At 72.2% G+C, this 21,324-nt stretch carries 15 protein-coding genes; 8 read left to right on the forward strand and 7 right to left on the reverse strand.

Annotation, left to right across the window (positions count from 1 at the left end):
• Window positions 1-5: 5 nt before the first annotated feature.
• The 3 genes from ccrA to ACZ4VW_RS19935 all read right to left on the reverse strand — a co-directional run bounded on the left by ccrA (window position 6) and on the right by ACZ4VW_RS19935 (window position 4,472).
• Complete coding sequence (gene ccrA / locus ACZ4VW_RS19925; protein WP_467964083.1) at window positions 6-1,343, reverse strand: crotonyl-CoA carboxylase/reductase; 1,338 nt, start codon at window positions 1,341-1,343, stop codon at window positions 6-8.
• A gap of 395 nt (window positions 1,344-1,738) precedes the next feature.
• Window positions 1,739-2,581 carry a TetR family transcriptional regulator gene (locus ACZ4VW_RS19930; protein WP_467964085.1) on the reverse strand — a complete coding sequence of 281 codons (843 nt, stop codon included), beginning with the start codon at window positions 2,579-2,581 and terminating at the stop codon, window positions 1,739-1,741.
• 109 nt (window positions 2,582-2,690) lie between these two features.
• Window positions 2,691-4,472 carry a 3-hydroxyacyl-CoA dehydrogenase family protein gene (locus tag ACZ4VW_RS19935; RefSeq protein ID WP_467964087.1) on the reverse strand — a complete coding sequence of 594 codons (1,782 nt, stop codon included), beginning with the start codon at window positions 4,470-4,472 and terminating at the stop codon, window positions 2,691-2,693.
• 325 nt (window positions 4,473-4,797) lie between these two features.
• On the opposite strand from ACZ4VW_RS19935, the gene ACZ4VW_RS19940 reads away from it, so the two are divergent.
• Complete coding sequence (locus tag ACZ4VW_RS19940) at window positions 4,798-5,397, forward strand: HEAT repeat domain-containing protein (RefSeq protein WP_467964089.1); 600 nt, start codon at window positions 4,798-4,800, stop codon at window positions 5,395-5,397.
• On the opposite strand, the gene ACZ4VW_RS19945 is transcribed toward ACZ4VW_RS19940, so the two are convergent.
• The 3 genes from ACZ4VW_RS19945 to ACZ4VW_RS19955 all read right to left on the reverse strand — a co-directional run bounded on the left by ACZ4VW_RS19945 (window position 5,368) and on the right by ACZ4VW_RS19955 (window position 8,604).
• Complete coding sequence (locus ACZ4VW_RS19945) at window positions 5,368-5,808, reverse strand: RidA family protein (RefSeq protein WP_467964091.1); 441 nt, start codon at window positions 5,806-5,808, stop codon at window positions 5,368-5,370. The two genes, ACZ4VW_RS19940 and ACZ4VW_RS19945, sit on opposite strands and share 30 nt — an antisense overlap.
• A gap of 91 nt (window positions 5,809-5,899) precedes the next feature.
• Window positions 5,900-7,513 carry an alpha/beta hydrolase gene (locus ACZ4VW_RS19950; RefSeq protein ID WP_467964093.1) on the reverse strand — a complete coding sequence of 538 codons (1,614 nt, stop codon included), beginning with the start codon at window positions 7,511-7,513 and terminating at the stop codon, window positions 5,900-5,902.
• A 59-nt stretch (window positions 7,514-7,572) separates the two neighbouring features.
• Window positions 7,573-8,604 carry an Rv2578c family radical SAM protein gene (locus ACZ4VW_RS19955; protein WP_467964095.1) on the reverse strand — a complete coding sequence of 344 codons (1,032 nt, stop codon included), beginning with the start codon at window positions 8,602-8,604 and terminating at the stop codon, window positions 7,573-7,575.
• A 160-nt stretch (window positions 8,605-8,764) separates the two neighbouring features.
• On the opposite strand from ACZ4VW_RS19955, the gene ACZ4VW_RS19960 reads away from it, so the two are divergent.
• Complete coding sequence (locus ACZ4VW_RS19960) at window positions 8,765-9,208, forward strand: SRPBCC family protein (RefSeq protein WP_467964097.1); 444 nt, start codon at window positions 8,765-8,767, stop codon at window positions 9,206-9,208.
• Between the two features lie 247 nt (window positions 9,209-9,455).
• Window positions 9,456-11,867, forward strand: a complete 2,412-nt coding sequence (locus tag ACZ4VW_RS19965) for an MFS transporter (RefSeq protein WP_467964099.1) — start codon at window positions 9,456-9,458, stop codon at window positions 11,865-11,867.
• 48 nt (window positions 11,868-11,915) lie between these two features.
• On the opposite strand, the gene ACZ4VW_RS19970 is transcribed toward ACZ4VW_RS19965, so the two are convergent.
• Window positions 11,916-13,634, reverse strand: coding sequence for a PP2C family protein-serine/threonine phosphatase (locus tag ACZ4VW_RS19970; protein WP_467964101.1), 1,719 nt, complete (start codon window positions 13,632-13,634; stop codon window positions 11,916-11,918).
• 340 nt (window positions 13,635-13,974) lie between these two features.
• On the opposite strand from ACZ4VW_RS19970, the gene ACZ4VW_RS19975 reads away from it, so the two are divergent.
• The 5 genes from ACZ4VW_RS19975 to ACZ4VW_RS19995 all read left to right on the forward strand — a co-directional run bounded on the left by ACZ4VW_RS19975 (window position 13,975) and on the right by ACZ4VW_RS19995 (window position 21,170).
• The gene (locus tag ACZ4VW_RS19975; RefSeq protein ID WP_467964103.1) at window positions 13,975-14,808 is read left to right on the forward strand and encodes a M55 family metallopeptidase; all 834 of its coding nucleotides are present in this window, start codon (window positions 13,975-13,977) and stop codon (window positions 14,806-14,808) included.
• Window positions 14,801-16,195: a M20/M25/M40 family metallo-hydrolase gene (locus ACZ4VW_RS19980; RefSeq protein ID WP_467964105.1), complete on the forward strand. Its 1,395-nt coding sequence runs from the start codon at window positions 14,801-14,803 to the stop codon at window positions 16,193-16,195. The genes ACZ4VW_RS19975 and ACZ4VW_RS19980 overlap by 8 nt, the downstream gene beginning before the upstream one ends.
• A gap of 113 nt (window positions 16,196-16,308) precedes the next feature.
• Window positions 16,309-18,300, forward strand: a complete 1,992-nt coding sequence (locus ACZ4VW_RS19985) for a S9 family peptidase (protein WP_467964107.1) — start codon at window positions 16,309-16,311, stop codon at window positions 18,298-18,300.
• Window positions 18,297-19,238 carry a S66 peptidase family protein gene (locus ACZ4VW_RS19990; protein ID WP_467964109.1) on the forward strand — a complete coding sequence of 314 codons (942 nt, stop codon included), beginning with the start codon at window positions 18,297-18,299 and terminating at the stop codon, window positions 19,236-19,238. The genes ACZ4VW_RS19985 and ACZ4VW_RS19990 overlap by 4 nt, the downstream gene beginning before the upstream one ends.
• A gap of 225 nt (window positions 19,239-19,463) precedes the next feature.
• Window positions 19,464-21,170 carry a CocE/NonD family hydrolase gene (locus ACZ4VW_RS19995; RefSeq protein ID WP_467964335.1) on the forward strand — a complete coding sequence of 569 codons (1,707 nt, stop codon included), beginning with the start codon at window positions 19,464-19,466 and terminating at the stop codon, window positions 21,168-21,170.
• Window positions 21,171-21,324 lie beyond the last annotated feature (154 nt).

Genomic DNA, 21,324 nt, shown 5'->3' on the forward strand with positions numbered 1-21,324 from the left:
CGGGATCAGATGTTACGGAAGCGGTTGATGGCGTCGATGTGCTTCGCGCGCATCTCCGGGTCGCGCACGCCCAGGCCCTCCTGCGGGGCGAGCGCGAGCACGCCGACCTTGCCCTGGTGCAGGTTGCGGTGGACGTCGTACGCGGCCTGACCGGTGTCCTCCAGGTTGTACACCTTGGAGAGCGTCGGGTGGATCTTGCCCTTGGCGATCAGGCGGTTGGCCTCCCACGCCTCGCGGTAGTTCGCGAAGTGCGAGCCGATGATCCGCTTCAGCGACATCCACAGGTAGCGGTTGTCGTACTCGTGCATGTAGCCCGAGGTCGAGGCGCAGGTGGTGATGGTGCCGCCCTTGCGGGTGACGTACACGGAGGCGCCGAAGGTCTCGCGGCCGGGGTGCTCGAAGACGATGTCGATGTCCTCGCCGCCGGTGAGCTCGCGGATGCGCTTGCCGAAGCGCTTCCACTCCTTCGGGTCCTGGGTGTGCTCGTCCTTCCAGAACTTGTAGCCCTCGGCGTTGCGGTCGATGACCGCCTCCGCGCCCATCGACCGGCAGATGTCGGCCTTCTCCGGGGAGGAGACGACACAGATCGGGTTGGCGCCACCGGCCAGGGCGAACTGGGTGGCGTACGAACCGAGCCCGCCGCTCGCGCCCCAGATCAGGACGTTGTCGCCCTGCTTCATGCCGGCGCCGTTGCGGGAGACCAGCTGGCGGTAGGCGGTGGAGTTCACCAGGCCGGGGGAGGCGGCCTCCTCCCAGCTGAGGTGGTCCGGCTTCGGCATCAGCTGGTTCGACTTGACCAGCGCGATCTCCGCCAGGCCGCCGAAGTTCGTCTCGAAGCCCCAGATGCGCTGCTCGGGGTCGAGCATCGTGTCGTTGTGGCCGTCCGAGGACTCCAGCTCGACCGAGAGGCAGTGGGCGACGACCTCGTCGCCGGGCTTCCACGAGTTCACGCCGGGGCCCGTGCGCAGGACGACGCCCGCGAGGTCCGAGCCGATGATGTGGTACGGCAGGTCGTGGCGCTTGCTGAGGTCGCTGAGCCGGCCGTAGCGCTCCAGGAAGCCGAAGGTCGACACCGGCTCGAAGATCGAGGTCCAGACCGAGTTGTAGTTCACGGAGCTGGCCATGACGGCGACCAGGGCCTCGCCCGGGCCCAGCTCGGGCAGCGGCACGTCGTCGAGGTGGAGCGACTTGCGGGGGTCCTTGTCGCGGCTGGCGAGACCGGCGAACATCTCGGTCTCGTCCTTGTGCACGGTCACCGCGCGGTACGACTCGGGGAGCTTGATGTTGGCGAAGTCGTCGGGCGTGGATTCCGGCGACTGAATCGCGTCCAGGATGTCCTTCACGGGGTGCCTCCGGCGGTGCGGCGTCTGAGGGGGACGCACTGAGGGGTTCGTCTTGGAGTGCTGCTGTGGAGGTGTGCCGTCGGTTCGGCGGGTGGTGCGGTGGCTGCGCCGGTGGGCGCGGTGGGTGCCTGTGACGCAGGCGTCCGGGCGCACAATCACGATCGCTTGTGGGGACAGCCGGCGCACGAGGAGACCTCGGCGCGCCGGCCGCCCGGACAACATCAACGTATGGCACCGCGTGTCACCTGACAAGGCACTGCGTGCCAACAATTTCACTCAGATGCAATCCGCCGGTCACACATGAGCGATGATCGATCGAGAGACCCGGCAAAAGCGGCGAAGGTCGCCCCCGGAGCGGGAGCGGCCTTCGCCGTGAGCGGTGTGGAGAAGCGGGGTCAGCTCTTCCTGAGGGCCTGCTGGATCGTCCGCATGACCTCGTCCAGGGGCGCGTCCGTCCGGGCGACGGCGATCACGACGTCGCCCTCGGCGGAGACGGCCGCGGCGGGCGCCGGAGCGGCCGACGGCCCGGACTGGGCGGAGGAGCCCGGCCGGCCCGCGCCTATGCCCGTGCCGAACGTCTCCCGCACGATGGCGAAGGCGTGGTCCAGCTGCGCCTCCACGTCACCCTGCCCGCCGGCGCGCAGCCAGCGCCGGAGTACGTGGTTGTGCGCGGTGACCACCGCCGAGGCCGCCACCTCGGCCAGCAGCGGGTCGTCGTTGCCGTCGTGGTGGTCCCGCTCGTCGAAGTGGCCCAGGAGATAGCGGGTGAACAGCCGCTCGTAGCGGGCCACCGAAGCGATCTCGCGCTCCCGCAGGGTCGGCACCTCGCGGGTGAGCCGGTAGCGCTCCACGGAGACCGCCGGGGACCCCGCGTACATCTTCATGACTTCCTTGATGCCCCGGCACACCGTGTCCAGCGGGTGCTCGTGCGGCGGCGCGGCATTCAGTACCGCCTCCGCCCGCACCAGAGTGTCGTCGTGGTCGGGGAAGATCGCCTCTTCCTTGGAGCGGAAGTGGCGGAAGAAGGTCCGGCGGGCGACCCCGGCCGTCGCGGCGATCTCGTCGACCGTCGTGGCCTCGTACCCCTTGGTCGCGAAGAGCTCCATGGCCGCCGCCGCCAGCTCGCGGCGCATCTTCAGCCGCTGCGCGGCCGCGCGGGTGCCCGCCGGGCTCTCCGTGGTGTCGGAGCCGGACGGGGACGTGGACGTGGCACGGGGTGACTTCGCGGCCTGGGACATGTCCTGAACGTACTGCATCAGTGCGGGAGTGTGCCCAGGTGGGGGAGGGCCGCCCGGGGCGCCCGAGGCGCCCCCGGGACTCAGCAGCCCTCCCCAGCCCGCGGCCGGCTCAGCGTCGGGCATATTCGCGGAAGCCGCGACCCGTCTTGCGGCCCAGGCAGCCCGCGGCCACCAGGTGCTCCAGGAGCGGCGCCGGGGCAAGGCCCGGGTCGCGGAACTCGCGGTGCAGCACCTGCTCGATGGCGAGCGAGACGTCGAGGCCGACGACGTCGAGCAGCTCGAACGGTCCCATCGGGTAGCCGCCGCCCAGCTTCATGGCGGCGTCGATGTCGTCCAGGGTCGCGTAGTGCTCCTGGACCATCTTGATCGCGTTGTTCAGGTACGGGAAGAGCAACGCGTTCACGATGAAGCCGGCCCGGTCGCCGCAGTCCACCGGGTGCTTCTTGATCTTCGCCGTGACCTCGCGGACCGTGGCGTGGACGTCGTCGCCGGTCAGGACCGTGCGGACGATCTCCACCAGCTTCATCGCGGGCGCCGGGTTGAAGAAGTGCATCCCGATGACGTCCTGCGGGCGCGAGGTGGCACGCGCGATGGCGACGACCGGCAGCGAGGAGGTCGTGGTGGCGAGCACCGCGCCCGGCTTGCAGACCTTGTCGAGCGTCGCGAAGAGCTGCCGCTTGATCTCCAGGTCCTCGGCGACCGCCTCCAGGGCCAGGTCCACCGTGGCGAAGGCGTCGAGCGTGCCGGCCGGGGTGATCCGGGCCAGCGTCTCGTCCCGCACCTCCGCGGTCATCCGGCCCTTGTCGACCGAACGGGCGAGGGACTTCGCGATCCGGGCCTTCGCCGTCTCCGCCTTCTCGTCCGAACGAGCGGCGAGCACGACCTCGTAACCGGCCTTGGCGAAGACCTCGGCGATGCCCGACGCCATCGTCCCCGAGCCCGCGACGCCGACCGAGCGGACCTCACGGCCCTCGCCGGTGACGGCGCTCTCCAGCGGGGTGAGCGCGTCGCGGACCACGGCGCCCGAGCCCGGGGCCTCGTACGTGTAGAAGCCGCGGCCCGACTTGCGGCCGGTCAGACCGGCCTCGCTGAGCTGCTTGAGGATCGGGGCGGGGGCGTGCAGCCGGTCGTGCGACTCGCTGTACATCGCCTCCAGGACGGTACGGGCGGTGTCGACGCCGATCAGGTCGAGCAGCGCCAGCGGGCCCATCGGCAGACCGCAGCCGAGCTTCATGGCGGCGTCGATGTCCTCGCGGGAGGCGTACTTCGCCTCGTACATCGCGGCCGCCTGGTTGAGGTAGCCGAAGAGCAGCCCGTCGGCGACGAAACCGGGCCGGTCACCGACCGCGACCGGCTCCTTGCCGAGCTGGTGCGCCAGGGTGGTGACGGCCTCGACGGCCTGCGGGGCGGTGAGGACGCAGGAGACGACCTCCACCAGCTTCATCGCCTGGACCGGGGTGAAGAAGTGCAGGCCGAGCACGCGCTCGGGGTGCGCCGAGTCGGCGGCCAGCCGCGTCACGGAGAGCGCGTTGGTTCCGGTGGCGATGATGGCGTCCGGCCGGACGATCGTGTCCAGGGCCCGGAACACCTCCTGCTTGGCCTCGTACGACTCGGGGACGACCTCGATCACGAGGTCGGCGTTCGCGGCCGCCTGCAGGTCGGAGAAGGTGCGGAAGCGGGCGAGGACGTCCTGCCGCTCCTCCTCCGTGATCCGCTCACGGGCCACGGCGCGGGCGGTGGATGCCTCCAGGGCGGCGACCGCCTGGGTGGCCGCGGCTTCGCTGATGTCGATGCCGATGACCTCACGGCCGGCCCGGGCGAGGACATCGGCGATGCCGGTGCCCATGGTGCCGAGACCGATGACGGCGATGGTGGAGAGAGGGGTGTCCATCAGGGGACTCCAGGGAGGAAGAGTGACGACTGAAGGCGGCAATGTGGGCGCGAACGGGCCGCGAAGCGGAAAACGCGAGGAGTTCGCGACGGGGGCGCTGAGAGATCGCGCCGAGAGATCGCGTGGAAAAGGCGACGGACTCTGTCCCGAAGTCACGTCGAAAAATGCCGAACCGACAAACTCGATCCCACCACGGCTGCGTCACCAGGCCGTTGTGAGAGTGCGGGGGGTGACCCGCTCACCTGAGATTAACCGGCGGGTAACGAGCGCGCCAGTCCTCGGAACTCCGGAAATTGTGATCTGGATCGCGGATACGCTGACGGCCATGGATATCGCCACGGACGACGCGGAATTCCGCTCGATGATCGATCGTTTGGGCGCGGAGATCGTGGAGGAAGAAGAGACGGCGGAGTTCCACGGACTGACCGCCACGGAGGACAGGGAATCGCTGGCGGCCGTTCTGACCGAGCCGCACCGTCCGCTCTGGGCGCGCGAGATCGCCTCCTTCCGGCTCGGCCTCGCCGGCGATCCACGGGCCTTCGAGGCCCTGGTCCTGCTCCTGAACCACCGCGACCCCGAACGCTGCGTCTCCGCCGCCTACGCGCTGACGCGGCTGGGCGATCCCCGCACCGCGCGGGCCGCCGCCGCGCTCGCCACCAACGAACTCCGCGTCGCCTACGCGCTGCTGCCGGTCCGTCTGCTCACCGACCTGCGCGCACCGGAGTCCGTGCCGGCCCTGGTCACCGTCCTGGAACGGCGCCTCGTGGCCGACGACCCGCACTGGCGGGTCGGTCTCGCCTGTGTCGAGGGGCTCGGCACCCTCGGCGACCCGCGCGCCCGGCCGGCGCTGCGGGCCGCTCTGCCCCATCCCCGCCTCGGCGCCGCGGCGGCCCGCTCACTGGCCCGGCTCGGCGCCCAGGGATGACGCGTCGGCCCTTGTCGGTACGAGCGCGAACGCCTCGATCTCGATCAGCAGCTCCGGACGAACCAGCGCCGAGACCTGCACCGCCGAGCTTGCGGGGAGGGGAGCCGCGGCGAAGGCCTCGTCCCTCGCCGACCGGACCGCCGGCAGGTGCGCGACATCCGTGACGAAGTACGTCAGCTTCACCACGTCCTCGAAGCCCGCGCCCGCGGCGGCGAGACAGCGCCGCAGATTCGTGAAGACCTGACGGGCCTGCGCCACCGGGTCGCCCACCCCGACCACGGCGCCGTCGGCGTCCAGCGCGCACTGGCCGGATATCGCGACGAAACGCCCCGTGCCCCAGACGACGTGGCTGTACTGGGGGCTCGGGGCGATGCCGTCGGGGGCGGGCACGTGCGTGAGGTGACTCGTCATGGCGGACATCCTCGCCCACGCCACTGACAACCCCCGGGGGCCGTCGCCCGGTGCGGCTCGGTGCGGCTCGGTGCGGCCCGGGCGCTGTGGCTCAGCGCACGTGGCCGAGAAGCCCGTGCAGGGTCGAGCCCTGGCCGTGCGCCGTGGTGCCGCGCGCCGTCTTCGCCTTGGTGTTCTCCGGCTCCGGCTCCGGCTCCGGGAGCGTGGCGCAGACCGCGTCCGCCTCCGACTGCCCGTCACCGCGCGGCACGTGGCCCGTCGCGAGGTAGGTCGACAGGTGCTCGTCCATGCACGCGTTGCCGCCCAGCGTCACCCCGTGGTTCCCGCCGCCCTCCTCGACGACCAGGCTGGAGCCGGCCATCATCCGGTGCAGCGCCACACCGCCCTCGTACGGAGTGGCCGCGTCGTCCGTCGCCTGCAGGATCAGTACCGGGGGCACCTCGTCGTTCGAGACGTCGGGCGGAGTGAGCGAGTCCACCGGCCAGAACGCGCACGGAGCGTTGTACCAGGCGTTGTTCCAGGTGGAGAAGGGTGCCTTGGCGTGCACGTCCCAGTTGTCCTTGCGCCAGGTGTTCCAGTCGCGCGGCCACGCCGCGTCCCGGCACTGCACGCTGGTGTAGACGGAGTAGCTGTTGTCGGCCGCCGTGTCCGCGGCCCCGTACTTCTCGTACGCCCGGGTCAGCGGGGCCGCGTCCTTGTCGTTGACGTACGAGGAGAACGCCTCGGCCAGCGTCGGCCAGTACCCGTTGTAGTACCCGCCGGGAAGGAAGGTGTCCTCCAGCTCGCCCGGGCCGACCTTGCCGCCGGCCGGGCTCTTGCGCAGCGCCTCCCGCATCCGGTACCAGGCGGCCTCCACGACCGCCGGGTCCGTGCCCAGCTCGTACGTGGCGTTCCGGCGGGCCACCCAGGCCATGAAGTCCTTGTGGCGGGTGTCGAAGGCGTAGTCCTGCGCGATGTTGTCCTCGTACCAGACGCCCTGCGGATTGACGACGGAGTCCAGCGCCATGCGGCGCACCCGCTCCGGGTACAGCCGCGCGTACACGGCGCCGAGGTAGGTGCCGTAGGAGTACCCCAGGTAGGTGAGCCGCGGCGCACCGACCGCCGCGCGGATCGCGTCCAGGTCCCGGGCCGTGCTGACCGTGTCGATGTACCGCAGGACGTCGCCGTGCTTCTTGCCGCACGCCTCGGCGAAGGCCCGGGCCCGCTCGACCCCCGCCTGCTCGCCCTCGGCGCCGAGCGGCACGGAGTCCGGCCGCACCGGGTCGAAGTGGCCGGGCCGGCAGTCGAGCGCGGGCTCGCTCCGGCCGACTCCGCGCGGGTCGAAACCGATCACGTCGTACTGCGCCGCCACCTTCGCCGGCAGCGAGGCGGCCACGAATCCGGCCATGTTCCGTCCGCTGCCGCCCGGTCCGCCCGGGTTGACGAGCAGCGGACCCTGGTACTCCTTCGGGTCCTTCACGGTGTGCGCGACCCGGGTCAGGGCCAGGGTGATCGACCGGCCGGCCGGATCGTCGTGGTTCAGTGACACGTCGAGCGTGGCGCACTCCAGCTTCGGGTACGCCTTGGTGGCACAGCCGCTCCAGACGAGCGCGGCGAGGGGGCGGAGGGTCGGCGCCGGCGGGGGCGCCGCGGACGCGGGCAGGACGGTGACCGTCCCCGCGACCAGTGCTCCAGTGGCGATCAGCATTCCTGCGCGTGTGGTCATAGGGCGTCCGTGCCCCGAACGGAAGTCGGAAGGACCGATTCCGGCGAGAGTTGACCCGATCAGAGGAGGGTGAGCTGCTCCGGAGCGCCGGCGAGCGAGGGTTCCTCCGGTACGGGTGTCCGGCGCGGCGCTCCCCGGTGGGCGGGGCCGATCCCGAACTCGGCGGCCAGCTCGTGCACCTGACGAGTGATCCGGCGCTGGTACCAGGTCGGCGCGTAGGCCCCGTCCGCGTACATCCGCTCGTACCGCCCGACCAGGTGGGGGTGGTGCTGTCGCAGCCAGGTGAAGAACCACTCGCGGGCGCCCGGCCGCAGATGCAGCACGAGCGGGGTCACGGAGGTCGCGCCGGCCTCGGCGATGGCGCGGACCGTGTCGCGCAGTTGCTCGGGCCGGTCGCCGAGGAAGGGGATGACGGGGGCCATCAGCACGCCGCAGCCGATGCCGTGCTCGCCCAGTGTCCGTACGACGTCCAGGCGCCGCTGCGGGGAGGGGGTGCCGGGCTCGACCGTGCGCCACAGCTCCTGGTCGGTGAAGCCGACGGAGACGGAGATGCCGACCTCGGTGACCTCCGCCGCCTGGACGAGCAGATCGAGGTCGCGCAGGATCAGGGTGCCCTTGGTGAGGATGGAGAAGGGATTGGCGTGGTCGCGCAGGGCCTCGATGATGCCCGGCATCAGGCGGTAGCGCCCCTCGGCCCGCTGGTAGCAGTCGACGTTGGTGCCCATCGCGATGTGCGCGCCCTGCCAGCGGCGGGAGGCCAGCTGGCGGCGCAGCAGCTCGGGGGCGTTGATCTTCACCACGATCTGGGAGTCGAAGCCGAGCCCGGTGTCCAGGTCCAGATAGCTGTGGGTCTTGCGGGCGAAACAGTAGACGCACGCGTGCGTGCACCCCCGGTACGGGTTGACCGTCCATTCGAACGGCATCCGTGAGGCGCCCGGCACCCGGTTCACGATCGAGCGGGCCCGTACCTCGTGGAAGGTGATCCCCCGGAACTCCGGCGTGTCGAAGGTGCGGGTGGTGACCGCGTCCGTGCCGAACAGGGCGGTTTCCGCCGCGGCGGCCGGATTGTCGCCCAGATTGTCCCAGCGCATGGACGCCTCCTCGGTGGCAGTGCCCGGTCGTGTGGTCGGCCGTACGCCCAGAATAGAACATGTGTTCCCTTGATCGCCGCAACCCGGATTTGGGAGGCCCGGCCCCAGGTGATTGGCTGTGGCCCACACCCCTGAAGAACCACGTGTTGGAGGATGTGCCATGGCGCAGGTCGAGGCCACGACGGAGCGGATCATCGCGGCGGACCCGGAGACGGTGTTCGACGCCCTGGCCGACTACAGCGGCACGCGCGCGAAGCTGCTGCCGGAGCACTTCAGCGAGTACGAGGTCCGCGAGGGCGGCGACGGCCAGGGCACCCTCGTCCACTGGAAGCTCCAGGCCACCAGCAAGCGCGTCCGCGACTGCCTTCTGGAGGTCACCGAGCCCACCGAGGGGCAGCTCGTCGAGAAGGACCGCAACTCCTCCATGGTCACCACCTGGACCGTCACCCCCGCCGGCGAGGGCAGCTCCAAGGCCGTCGTCTCCACCGTCTGGAACGGCGCCGGCGGCATCGGCGGCTTCTTCGAGAAGACCTTCGCGCCCAAGGGCCTCGGCCGCATCTACGACGCCGTCCTGGCCAACCTCGCGGCCGAGGTGGAGAAGTAACGCTCACGCGCTCACCGGTTCGAGTGGTTTCCCGCGACCCCCGCACGAGCGCCCCGCGCGCCCGGGGGTCGCGCCCCCTCCCGTAAACGCGCTGATGAGCGCCCCAAGTGCGCTGTCGCACCGGCCTGTTCAACCTCTGGGGTGCGACCGGCTCTCCATGCCGCCCGACTTGCTCCCGCTTCGCGCCCAATGCGAAGAATGACGCGGCTGGGACGCGGTCCGGCCGCGCGACGAGGGGAGCAGGTACGTGGGTGCGATCACGCTGGTGAAGGACGAGCCGCTCGCCGCGGGCGACCCGTCCGGCGAAGGACCGCCCGGACCGCCGCCCGTCGCCGAGGAGACGGCCCTCGACCCCCGCCGCGTCCGGCTCGTCTTCTTCGGTCTCATGCTCGCGCTGCTGCTCGCCGCGCTGGAGCAGATGATCGTCGCCACCGCCCTGCCGAAGATCGTCGGCGAACTCCAGGGCCTGGACCGGATGTCCTGGGCGATCACGGCCTACCTCCTCACCGCCACCATCGGTCTGCCGATCTATGGAAAACTCGGTGACCTCTTCGGCCGCAAGGGCGTCTTCCTCTTCGCCATCGTGCTCTTCGTCATCGGCTCCGCCCTGGCCGGCTGGTCGCGCAGCATGGACGAGCTCATCGCGTTCCGGGCCGTCCAGGGCGCCGGCGCGGGCGGCCTGATGATCGGCGTCCAGGCGATCATCGCGGACATCGTCCCGGCCAGGGAACGCGGCCGCTACATGGGCCTCATCGGCGCCGCCTTCGGCCTCGCCTCCGTCGCCGGCCCCCTGCTCGGCGGCTTCTTCACCGACCACGTCTCCTGGCGCTGGTGCTTCTACTTCAACGTCCCCTTCGGGCTCGTCACCCTCGCCGTCGTCGCCGTGGTGCTCAAACTCCCCAAGCCGCGAGCACGGGCCCGCCTCGACGTCCTCGGCTCGATCCTGCTCGCCGCCGCCTCCACCTGCCTGGTGCTGCTCACCAGTTGGGGAGGAACCGAGCACGCCTGGGACTCCGAGGTCATCATCGCCCTCGCCTGCGGCGCGGCCGCGACGGCCCTCCTCTTCCTCGCCGTCGAGCGCGTCGCGCCCGAACCGCTCATCCCGCTGCGGCTGTTCCGGGACTCCGTCTTCACGGTCACGAGCCTCGTCGGCGCGGTGATCGGCATCGCGCTCTTCGGCGCCGCCAGCTATCTGCCGACGTTCCTGCAGATGGTCGAGGGAGCCACCGCCACCGAGTCCGGCCTCCTCATGCTGCCCCTGATGGGCGGGATCGTGGTGTCCTCGATCGTCTCGGGCCGCCTCATCACCCGCACCGGCCGCTACAAGGTCTACCCGGTCCTCGGCGGCGCCGTCTCCGTCGCCGGCATGTGGCTGCTCTCCCGGATGGAGACCGACACCCCGCGCCTGCACCACAGCGTCTGGCAGGCGGTCCTGGGCATCGGCATCGGCCTCGTCATGCCGGTCCTCATCCTCGCCGTACAGAACTCCGTACGCCCCGGCGACCTCGGCACGGCCACCAGCGCCCACAACTACTTCCGCCAGATCGGCGGCAGCGTCGGGGCCGCCGTCTTCGGCACGCTCTTCGCCGCCCGCCTCGACGACGCCCTCGCCGACTCCCTGCCCCGGACGGCCGGAGTCCCGCTGCCCGCCGCCGAATCGATCACTCCGCAGGCCGTGCACGCCCTCCCGCCCGCCCTGCGGGACGCCTACATCCAGGCGTACGCGGACGCCATGCCGCGGATCTTCCTCTACCTGGTGCCGGTCCTCGTGCTCGGCCTCGTCCTCGCCTTCTTCCTCAAGGAGAAACCGCTGGTGTCCCACCACACCCCCACCACCGAGGCCCCCACCGGCGTCCCCCGGGCCCGCGCGTCGGCCCCCGCCGCCCCCGCCGCCTACACCGCTGGCCTCCCTGTCTGCGGAACCGTCCAGCACCACGACGGCAGCCGCGTCCCGCGAGCGGCCCTCACCCTCATCGACGTCCAGGGGCAGCAGATCGGCCGGGGCGGCAGCGGTGAGGACGGGCGCTACGCGCTCAGCGTCCCCGGTCCCGGCTCGTACGTCCTGATCGCGGCGGCCGGCGGCCACCAGCCGCAGGCCGTGTCGGTCACCGTCGGCGAACGGCCCGTCGAGCTCGACGTGGTCCTCGGCGGCGCCGGCCGGCTGGCCGGCACGGTGGTGACCGCCGACGGAAACCCCGTACGGGACGCGGCGGTCACCCTCACCGACGTACGCGGCGAGGTCGTCGCCTCCACCCGCAGCGGGCGCGAGGGCGGCTACGTCATCACCGAGCTGGTGGCCGGCGAGTACACCCTGGCCGCCAGCGCGCCCGCCTTCCGGCCCGCGGCGCTGCCGGTGAGCGTCCAGTCCTCCCGGGAGACCCGGCAGGACATCGAGCTGGCGGGCGGCGCCGTGCTGCGCGGGACGGTGCGCGCGGGCGGCGGGAGGCCGGTGGAGGACGCGCGCGTGACGCTCCTCGACGCGGCCGGCAACGTGGTCGACACCCTGACGACCGGACCCGACGGCACCTTCCGCTTCGTGGACCTGTCCTCGGGCGAGTACACGGTGATCGCGGCGGGCTATCCGCCGGTCGCCACCGTCCTCCAGGTCGCGGGCGGCGGACGCACCGAACGCGACCTGCAGCTCGGGCACGAGGACTGAGGGGCCGAAGAGCCCGCGGGGCGCGGGCCGGGCCGAAGGACGGGGCGCTCAGTCCACGCGGATCGCCAGCATGCAGCTGTCGTCCTCGTCCCCGACGAGCTCGGGATTCGCCATCAGATGGTCGATCAGCTCCTTCGGAGCGAGTCCCGACGAGGCTTCGAGCGCCTTCCCGAGGCGGTCGATCCCCTGCGTCACGTCCTCGCCCCGCCGCTCGACCATGCCGTCGGTGTAGAGCAGCAGCAGATCCCCGGGCCGCAGCTCGGTCGCCGAGGTCTCGTACGCATAGCCGGGCAGCGCACCCAGCAAGGGGCCGCGCTGAGCGGTCGCCAGGGTCTCGGCACGCCCGTCACGCAGGAGCAGCGGAGCCGGGTGGCCGGCGTCGGCCCAGTGCAGCGTCCGGGAGTCGTCGATGTGTCCCGCGACGACCGTGGCCGTCTGGCCCGAGGGATCACTGCACACCAGCTCGTTCAGCCAGGTCGTGATCTCCCCGGCCGGCGCGCCCGTCTGCGCGAGGCCCGCGAGGGCGTGACGCTGCTGAGCCATACGGGCGACGGCGTCGAGGCCGTGTCCCGACGCGTCCCCGATCGCCACCAGCACGCGCCCGTCCGGGAGCAGCCGGCACTTGTACCAGTCCCCGCCCACGGCGGCGTCCGCCTCGGCGGGCAGATACGACGCCGCGACCGTCAGACCGACCGCCGCCAGCGCCTCCGAATGGGTGGGCAGGAGCGCCTCGCGCAGCGCGTCGGCGACCCGCCGTTCCGCCTCGGTCTGGCGGCGCAGCCGGTCCGACTCGCGCTCCGTCTCGGCGAGGCGGCGGCGGCTCCGGATCTGCGGGGTGAGATCGCGGGCCACGAGGTTGATCGCCCAGGGGCGGCCGTCCGTGCCGGCCACCGGGCGGCCCAACAGGTCGAGCGTCCGGATCTCCCCCAGGACGAGGAAACGGATGCGTGTCCACGCCGGCTCCTCCCCGGCGAGGACGGACGTCAGGAACTCGGAGAAGGCCGTCAGGTCGGCGGGCAGCAGCGCGTCGCAGAGCTGCTCCAGGGACCACGGCATGTGCACCTGGGCGTGAAAGATCCGGCTGAGCCCCTCCGACCAGGTCACCTTCCCCGACAGCAGGTCCCAATGGCCCCAGCCCATCGACGCCAGGTACTGCGCGTCGATGGTCAGCAGCTCGCCCTGGCTGTGCACCGGCCGCCAGGTGGCGAGCACCTGCTTGCCGCAGCGGGCGGCGGAGTAGAGCAGGGGCGCGCGGTGCAGCCGCCCGAGCCGCTCCTCCGTGTAGTCGACCACGCGCCCGTCGAGAGGCCGGGCGGAGTCGGCCACGTCGGCCAGGGCGGCGAGCAGCCCGGTGTGCGCGGCCCCGGGCCGTGCCTCCAGGAAACGCTGGCCGACCTGCCGGTCCGGCGCCTCCAGCCAGTCCGCGGACCGCACCCGGTTGCCGGCGACGATGAGAAAGTCCATGACACCGCCACTGTCGTCCCGTACGGGTTCGAGCAGGACGGCGGAGGCCGGGATGGCGCCGAGCACGGAGCACAGCCCCTCGCTGGAGGCGTCGTGCGTACTGCACAGGCAGGGCGCACCGTTCCCGGAGGCCGGGGGAGCGGGCAGCACGGTCAGTGACTGCACCGGGGAGCCGAGGTCGGTGGCGTTCGTGTCGGCGCCCGGTCTCTCCGTCGACCGTCGTACGGTCGCCCGCAGGGACGAGACCTCGCGGCCGATCATGCTCTTGAGGGCCTCTACGTCGTTGGGCAGCGGAAAACTCATGAAGGCCTCCGCGGGGCTGGCGGTCCCGGGCCCGGCGGGCCCCGTCGGACACGACCCCTTGTCCGTGCGCACGGATCGCTGTGCACCGGCGGCTGCCCAGTCGACGCCGCCGCGAAACGCCGGGGTGCGCCCGGTCCACCGGCGGGCCGCCGTCCCGTGCGGGCGGACCGGTGACAAGGCGGGTGGACCGGTGACAAAGAGCCGGCCGATGGACAAGGATGCCTCCATCGGGGTCCTACGGCGGCCCGCGCGAGGCCAGGTGCCGCGCGCCGACCGCGCGCCGCACCGCAACCCTCGGCGGGGCACGGGGGCCACGCCGAGCTCGGGGAGGCCGAAGGGCATGAAGATCCTGATCAGCGCCGACATGGAGGGCGCCACCGGCGTCACCTGGCCCGCCGACGTGCTGCCCGGAACGCCTCAATGGGAACGGTGCCGGTCCCTGTTCACCTCGGACGTCAACGCGGCCGTCCTCGGATTCTTCGACGGCGGCGCCGACGAGGTGCTGATCAACGAGGCGCACTGGACCATGCGGAACCTGCTCCTCGAGCAGCTCGACGAACGGGCCGAGATGCTCACCGGGCGTCACAAGGCGCTCTCCATGGTGGAGGGCGTCCAGCACGGGGACGTCGACGGCATCGCCTTCGTCGGGTACCACACCGGCGCGGGAGCCGAAGGCGTCCTCGCCCACACCTACCTCGCGAACTCCATCACCGGCGTGTGGCTGAACGGGGAGCGGGCGAGCGAGGGACTGCTGAACGCCCATGTCGTGGCGGAGTACGGGGTCCCCGTCGTCCTCGTCACGGGCGACGACCTGACCTGCGAGGACGCCCTGGGGTACGCGCCCGGGGCGCTCAAGGTCGCGGTCAAGGACCATGTCTCCCGGTACGCGGCGGTGTGCCGGACCCCGAAGCGCACCGCGAGCGAGATCCGGGCCGCCGCGAAGGCCGCGGCGGCCCTCGCCGTACGGCACGAGCCGGTGCGGGGCGGTCCCTTCACGGTGGAGCTGGAGTTCGACGCCGAGCACCTGGCGGCCGCCGCCACGGTGGTGCCCGGCGTGGCGCGGAGCGGCGAGCGCCGGGTCGCGTACACCGGCGAGACGATGTACGAGGGCATTCGTACGTTCAAGGCGGTCACCACGATCGTCTCCGCGGCGGTGGAGGAGCAGTATGGCTGAGCCGGTCCAGGTCCCGGACGCCCCGGCGGTCGACGCGAGGGCGAGCGACATCGGCCCGGGCGGCGGAAGGGCTCTCGACGAGGTGGCGCTCGACGAGGTCGTGACCTTCACCTCCGAGCTGATCCGGATCGACACCACCAACCGGGGCGGCGGCGACTGCCGCGAGAGGCCCGCCGCCGAGTACGTCGCCGAACGCCTCGCCGCGGCCGGGCTCGAACCGACGCTGCTCGAACGGACCCCCGGCCGCACCAACGTGGTGGCACGCATCGCGGGCACCGACCCCTCGGCCGACGCCCTGCTGGTCCACGGCCATCTCGACGTCGTGCCCGCCGAGCCCGCCGACTGGGCCGTCCACCCCTTCTCCGGCGAGGTCCGCGACGGGGTGGTCTGGGGCCGCGGCGCCGTCGACATGAAGAACATGGACGCGATGGTCCTCGCCGTCGTCCGCTCCTGGGCCCGCCGAGGCATCCGGCCGCGCCGCGACATCGTCCTCGCCTACACCGCCGACGAGGAGGCCAGCGCCGAGGACGGTTCGGGATTCCTCGCCGACCACCACCCCGGGCTCTTCGAGGGCTGCACCGAAGGCATCAGCGAGTCCGGCGCGTTCAGCTTCCGTCCGAACCCCGGCATGACGCTCTACCCGATCGCCGCCGGCGAGCGCGGCACCGCCTGGGTCAAACTCACCGCGCACGGCCGGGCCGGGCACGGTTCCAAGGTGAACACCGCCAACGCCGTCACCCGGCTCGCCTCCGCCGTCGCCCGCATCGGCGCCCACCCCTGGCCCGTCCGCCTCACCTCGACCGTACGGGCCGCGCTCACCGAACTGGCCGCGCTGTACGGCATCGAGACCGACGTGCACGCGGACGGCTTCGACGTCGACCGGCTCCTGGAGAAGCTCGGCCCGGCCGCCGCGCTGGTCGAGCCGACCGTGCGCAACAGCGCCAACCCGACGATGCTGGAAGCGGGTTACAAGGTCAACGTCATCCCCGGGCACGCCGTCGCCTACGTCGACGGCCGGATGCTGCCGGGCGGCGAGGAGGAGTTCGCCGAGACCATGGACCGGCTCACCGGCCCGGACGTGGCGTGGGAGTTCCACCACCGAGAGGTGCCTCTGGAGGCACCCGTCGACTCACCGACCTTCGCCCGACTGCGCGCCGCCGTCGAGCACTTCGACCCGGACGGCCATGTCGTCCCGTTCACCATGTCCGGTGGCACGGATGCCAAGCAGTTCTCCCGGCTCGGCATCACCGGGTACGGCTTCTCCCCGCTGAAGCTGCCCCCGGAGCTGGACTACGGGGCGCTGTTCCACGGAGTCGACGAGCGTGTCCCCGTCGACGCCCTGCACTTCGGCGTCCGCGTCCTCGACCACTATCTGACGTCCGCCTGACCGCACCACCGCACCACCGCCCCGCCGCTCCACAGCGTCACCGCACCACCACGTCACCGCACCACAGCGTCAGTCCGTGCACGTTCGAGCAAGTCCCTGCAAAGGAAGTCGAGATGGTACCGACGGGCGCCTACGGCACCTGGCCCTCCCCCATCGACGCCGCGCTCGCCGCCCGCCACGACGGCCGCCCCGAGTACGTCGGTTTCGTCGGCGACGAGGTGTGGTGGACCGCGCCGCGGCCCACCGAGGGCGGCCGGCGGGCGCTGGTCCGCCGACGCTCCGACGGCACCGAGGAGTCGGTGCTCCCCGCCCCCTGGAACGTCCGCAGCCGGGTCGTCGAGTACGGCGGACAGCCCTGGGCGGGCGTCGTGCGCGCGGACCACGGGCCGCTCGTGGTCTTCAGCCACTTCCCCGACCAGCGGCTCTACGCGTACGAACCCGACGCCGGCCCCGACACGCCCGCCGAGCCCCGGCCGCTCACCCCCGTCTCCGCCGTCGGCGGCGGACTGCGCTGGGCCGACCCGGTGATCCACCCCGACCGCGGTGAGGTCTGGTGCGTCCTGGAGGAGATCACCGGTCCCGCGCCCACCGACGTCCGGCGCGTCCTCGCTGCCGTACCGCTCGACGGATCGGCCGCCGAGGACCGCACCGCCGTACGCGAACTCTCCGACGGGCGACACCGGTTCGTCACCGGGCCTCGGCTCTCCCCGGACGGACGGCAGGCGGCCTGGATCGCCTGGGACCACCCGCGCATGCCCTGGGACGGTACGGAGGTGCTCCTCGCGGACGTCACGGTGGAGGGCATCTTCCACGGCGCGCGGCCGGTCGCCGGCGGCCTGGAGGAGTCGGTGCCGCAGGTCGGCTGGACCCCCGACGGGCAGCTGCTGTACGTCAGCGACCGCAGCGGCTGGTGGAACCTCTACCGGGCCGGGGAGGACGGCGGGCCGGTCGCCCTGTGCCCGCGGCCCGAGGAGTTCGGCGGGCCTCTCTGGAAGGTCGGCCTCAGCTGGTTCCAGCCGCTGGAGAGCGGGCTCGTCGCCGCCGTCCACGGCAAGGGCACCACCGCGCTCGGCATACTCGACCCCGGGAGCGGCGAGCTCGTCGACGCCGCGGGACCCTGGACCGACTGGGCCCCGACCCTCGCCGTGCACGGCACCCGGGTGGTCGGCGTCGCCGCCGGTCCGCGCAGCGCGTACGAGGTCGTGGAGCTGGACACCTGTACCGGCCGGGCCCGGGTCATCGGCTCGGCCCACGACGACCCGGTCGATCCCGCGTACTACCCCGAGCCCCAGATCCGGACCTTCACCGGGCCCGACGGCCGCGAGATCCACGCCCACGTCTACCCGCCGCACAGTCCCGACCGGATCGCCCCCGGCGCCGAGCTGCCGCCCTTCGTGGTGTGGGCGCACGGCGGACCCACCGGGCACGCTCCGCTCGTCCTCGACCTGGAGATCGCCTACTTCACCTCCCGCGGCATCGGCGTCGCCGAGGTCGACTACGGCGGGTCCACCGGCTACGGGCGGGCGTACCGCGAGCGGCTGCGCGAGCAGTGGGGCGTGGTCGACGTGGAGGACTGCGCGGCCGTCGCCGAGGCGCTCGCCGCCGAGGGCACCGCCGACCCGGCGCGGCTGGCCATCCGGGGCGGCAGCGCGGGCGGCTGGACCGCCGCGGCCTCCCTCGTCACCTCCGACGTCTACGCCTGCGGCACGATCATCTATCCCATCCTCGACCTGCTGGGCTGGGCCACCGACGAGACCCACGACTTCGAGTCCCGGTACCTGGAATCGCTCGTCGGACCGCTCGCCGAGGTGCCCGCCCGCTACCGGGAACGCTCGCCGCTCGACCACGTCGAGCGGATCTCCGCGCCCTTCCTCCTGCTCCAGGGGCTCGACGACGTGATCTGCCCGCCCGCGCAGGCCGAGCGGTTCGTGGCGCGCATGGCGGGACGGGGCGTGCCGCACGCGTACATCGCCTTCGAGGGCGAGAGCCACGGCTTCCGGCGCGCCGAGACCCTGGTCCGCGCCCTGGAGGCCGAACTCGCCTTGTACGCCCAGACGTTCGGCATCGCGCGGACCGACGTCCCCCTTCTGGAGCTGAGGAAGTGACCGCGCCCCCGACCGCGCCCCTGACCCGGCCCCCGCGCCTGCGCCCCGGTGCGCGGGTCGCCGTGGTCGCGCCCAGTGGACCGGTGCCGGAGGAGCGGCTCGCGGCCGGGCTCGAGGTTCTGCGCGGCTGGGGGCTCGAACCCGTGGTGGGGGCCCATGTTCTCGACACCCACCGCGAGTTGGACTACCTCGCCGGTACGGACGCCGCCCGGGCCCGGGACCTCCAGGCGGCCTGGTGCGACCCGGCCGTCTCCGCGGTGATCTGCGCGCGGGGCGGCTACGGCGTCCAGCGCATGGTGGACCTGGTCGACTGGCCGGCGATGCGGGCCGCCGGGCCGAAGGTGTTCGTCGGCTACAGCGATGTCACCGCTCTGCACGAGGCGTTCGCCGTCCGCGCGGGCCTTGCCACGCTGCACGGCCCGATGGTCGCGGCGGCCGGCTTCCTCAAGGACGCGCGCACCCAGGAGTCCCTGCGGGCCACTCTCCTGGAGCCCGAGTCGGTACGGACCCTCGAACCGGACACCGCCCGGCCCCTGGTCCCGGGCCGGGCCCACGGCGTCACCCTCGGTGGCTGCGTGAGCCTCCTCGCCGCCGACCTCGCCACGCCTCGCGGCCGCCCCTCGGCCCGCGGGGGTCTGCTGCTCCTGGAGGACGTGGGTGAGGAGCCGTACCGCCTGGACCGGATCCTCACCCAACTCCTGCGCTCCGGCTGGTTGGACGGCGTCGCCGGCATCGGTCTCGGCTCGTGGGCGGAGTGCGGACCCTACGAGGAGGTCAGGGCGGTCCTCGCCGACCGTCTCGGCGGCCTCGGGGTCCCGGTGGTGGAGGAGATGGGCTTCGGTCACAGCGAGACGGCGCTGACCTTCCCGCTGGGAGTCGCGGGCGTCCTGGACGCGGAGTCGTGCACGCTGACGCTGGACGTGCCGGCTCTCGTCTGAGCCGACCGACGTCACCGCCCGGCCTTCACTGAATCTCCGTCAACAAGCGCTGTCCGGCATGTTGACGAGGATATGACACGTGTCACACCATGGGCCCGGCTCGGTACTTACCAGTCGGTAATCCTCAGTGTGGAGGCCCCCGTGTCCGTGTCCGCGTCCCGCGCCCTGCCCCCATCCGCCAAGGCCCTCGCCCTGGTCGCCGGCACGGCGGTCGCCCTTCCCCTGATGATCGCCGCACCGGCGAGCGGCGCCGAACCCGGCTCGTACACCGTCACCCCGCTGACCTTCACGGTCCGGGCCGGCGACCGCACCTGCGCCGTCGACGCCGATCTCTACCGCCCGGCGGGAGTGGACGCCGCGCACCCGGCGCCCGCCGTGCTCGCCACCAACGGGTTCGGCGGCAGCAAGGCGGACGGGTCCACCGACGCCATCGGGAGGGCCTTCGCCGCCCGGGGCTACGTCGGACTCGTCTACTCCGGGCTCGGCTTCGGGAAGTCCGGCTGTCTGATCTCCCTCGACGACCCGCGGATCGACGGACAGGCAGCCGCCCGGCTCGTCGACTTCCTCGGCGGCACCCGCGCCGCCGACGACGGCACCCGTGCCGACTTCGTCACCAAGGACGGCGCGGGCGACCCGCGCGTCGGCATGATCGGCGGCTCCTACGGCGGCGCCGTCCAGCTGGCCACCGCCTCCGTCGACCCCCGCCTCGACGCCCTCGTCCCGCTCATCACCTGGAACGACCTCGCCTACTCCCTCGCCCCCAACGGCGCCGACCGCGACACCCCCGGCGTCTTCAAATGGCAGTGGGCCAACGGCTTCTACCTGATCGGCGAGGGGCAGCCGCTGCTCGCCCCCTCCCTCGACCCCACCCGAATCAACACGCTCGGCTGTCTGCACTTCGTCACCGACGCCTGCGACACCGTCCGGCTGCTCAACTCCGGCCGCTACCCGCAGGACGAGTCGAAGAAGATGCTCGACTTCGCGCGGAGCGTCTCCCCGGTCTCCTACCTCGACCGCGTCAAGGCGCCGACCCTGATCGTCCAGGGCCAGTCCGACAGCCTCTTCAACCTCAACGAGGCCCAGGACACCTATGAGCGGCTCCAGGCCCGGGGCGTCGAGACCAAGATGATCTGGCAGTCGTGGGGGCACAGCGGCGGCATCACCGACCCCGCCGCCGGGGAACTGAACCTCGCACAGGGCAATCTGGAGACGAGTTACGTCGGACAGCGCGTCCTCGCCTGGTTCGACCGGTACCTGCGACGTGACGGCAGCACCGGCACCGGTCCGGAGTTCGCCTACTACCGCTCCTGGCAGAGCGGCTACGGCACCGCCGCCACCGTCCCGGCCCTCAGCCAGAAGCTCTACCTGTCCGGGGACGGCAAGCTCGTCGACAACCGCGCCAAGGTCGCCCGGGGCTCGCGCCAGTACAGCAACTGGCTCGTCCCCACCAGCCACTCGGAGTCCTCGCTCGCCGGAATGATCGGCCTGCCCGACCCCCATCCGTACGACACCAGGGGCACCTACCTCGGCTGGACCAGCGCCCCGCTCACCGCGCCCGTCGACCTCGTCGGCGCCCCCAGGGCGACGCTCCGGGTCGTCTCGCCGAAGACCGAGCGCGTCCAGGACTCCGGCGACGCCGCCGACAAGCTCGTGCTCTTCGCGAAGGTCTACGACATCGCGCCGGACGGGACGAAGACCCTCGTCAACCGGCTCGTGGCGCCCGTGCGGGTCCCGGACGCGACCCGGCCCTTCACGGTGGAGCTGCCGGGCATCGTGCACCGCTACGAGACGGGCCACCGACTGCAGTTCGTGATCGCGGCGAGCGACACCGCGTACGTCGGCAACCGCGGGATCAAGCCGGTGACGGTCGTCAGCGCCCCCGAGGACACCGGAACGCTGGAGCTCCCCGTCGTGCGCGGCCGGGTGGGCTGAAGCCTGGTCCACGAGACAGGTACGCGGGCCTGTCTCGTGGACCAGTAGGCCGGCCGTGTGGATTCACACGACCGTCCGCTGTTCTTTACCTTTTCTTTTCCCATTTCGTGGGCACCGGGACGGAGACTGTGCCTCCGCCTCTCGCATCGTGATA

The sequence above is a fragment of the Streptomyces sp. NPDC029139 genome, from assembly GCF_055564335.1.

Bases quoted from the DNA above. Each gene is read 5' to 3' on its own strand.
- ACZ4VW_RS19960 (WP_467964097.1), top strand. From the start codon at position 8,765: ATGGCGCAGGTCGAGGCCACGACGGAGCGGATCATCGCGGCGGACCCG.
- ACZ4VW_RS19935 (WP_467964087.1), bottom strand. From the start codon at position 4,472: ATGGACACCCCTCTCTCCACCATCGCCGTCATCGGTCTCGGCACCATG.
- ACZ4VW_RS19945 (WP_467964091.1), bottom strand. From the start codon at position 5,808: ATGACGAGTCACCTCACGCACGTGCCCGCCCCCGACGGCATCGCCCCG.
- ACZ4VW_RS19940 (WP_467964089.1), top strand. From the start codon at position 4,798: ATGGATATCGCCACGGACGACGCGGAATTCCGCTCGATGATCGATCGT.
- ACZ4VW_RS19975 (WP_467964103.1), top strand. From the start codon at position 13,975: ATGAAGATCCTGATCAGCGCCGACATGGAGGGCGCCACCGGCGTCACC.
- ACZ4VW_RS19985 (WP_467964107.1), top strand. From the start codon at position 16,309: ATGGTACCGACGGGCGCCTACGGCACCTGGCCCTCCCCCATCGACGCC.
- ACZ4VW_RS19955 (WP_467964095.1), bottom strand. From the start codon at position 8,604: ATGCGCTGGGACAATCTGGGCGACAATCCGGCCGCCGCGGCGGAAACC.
- ACZ4VW_RS19950 (WP_467964093.1), bottom strand. From the start codon at position 7,513: ATGACCACACGCGCAGGAATGCTGATCGCCACTGGAGCACTGGTCGCG.
- ACZ4VW_RS19930 (WP_467964085.1), bottom strand. From the start codon at position 2,581: ATGTCCCAGGCCGCGAAGTCACCCCGTGCCACGTCCACGTCCCCGTCC.
- ACZ4VW_RS19995 (WP_467964335.1), top strand. From the start codon at position 19,464: ATGATCGCCGCACCGGCGAGCGGCGCCGAACCCGGCTCGTACACCGTC.
- ACZ4VW_RS19980 (WP_467964105.1), top strand. From the start codon at position 14,801: ATGGCTGAGCCGGTCCAGGTCCCGGACGCCCCGGCGGTCGACGCGAGG.
- ACZ4VW_RS19970 (WP_467964101.1), bottom strand. From the start codon at position 13,634: ATGAGTTTTCCGCTGCCCAACGACGTAGAGGCCCTCAAGAGCATGATC.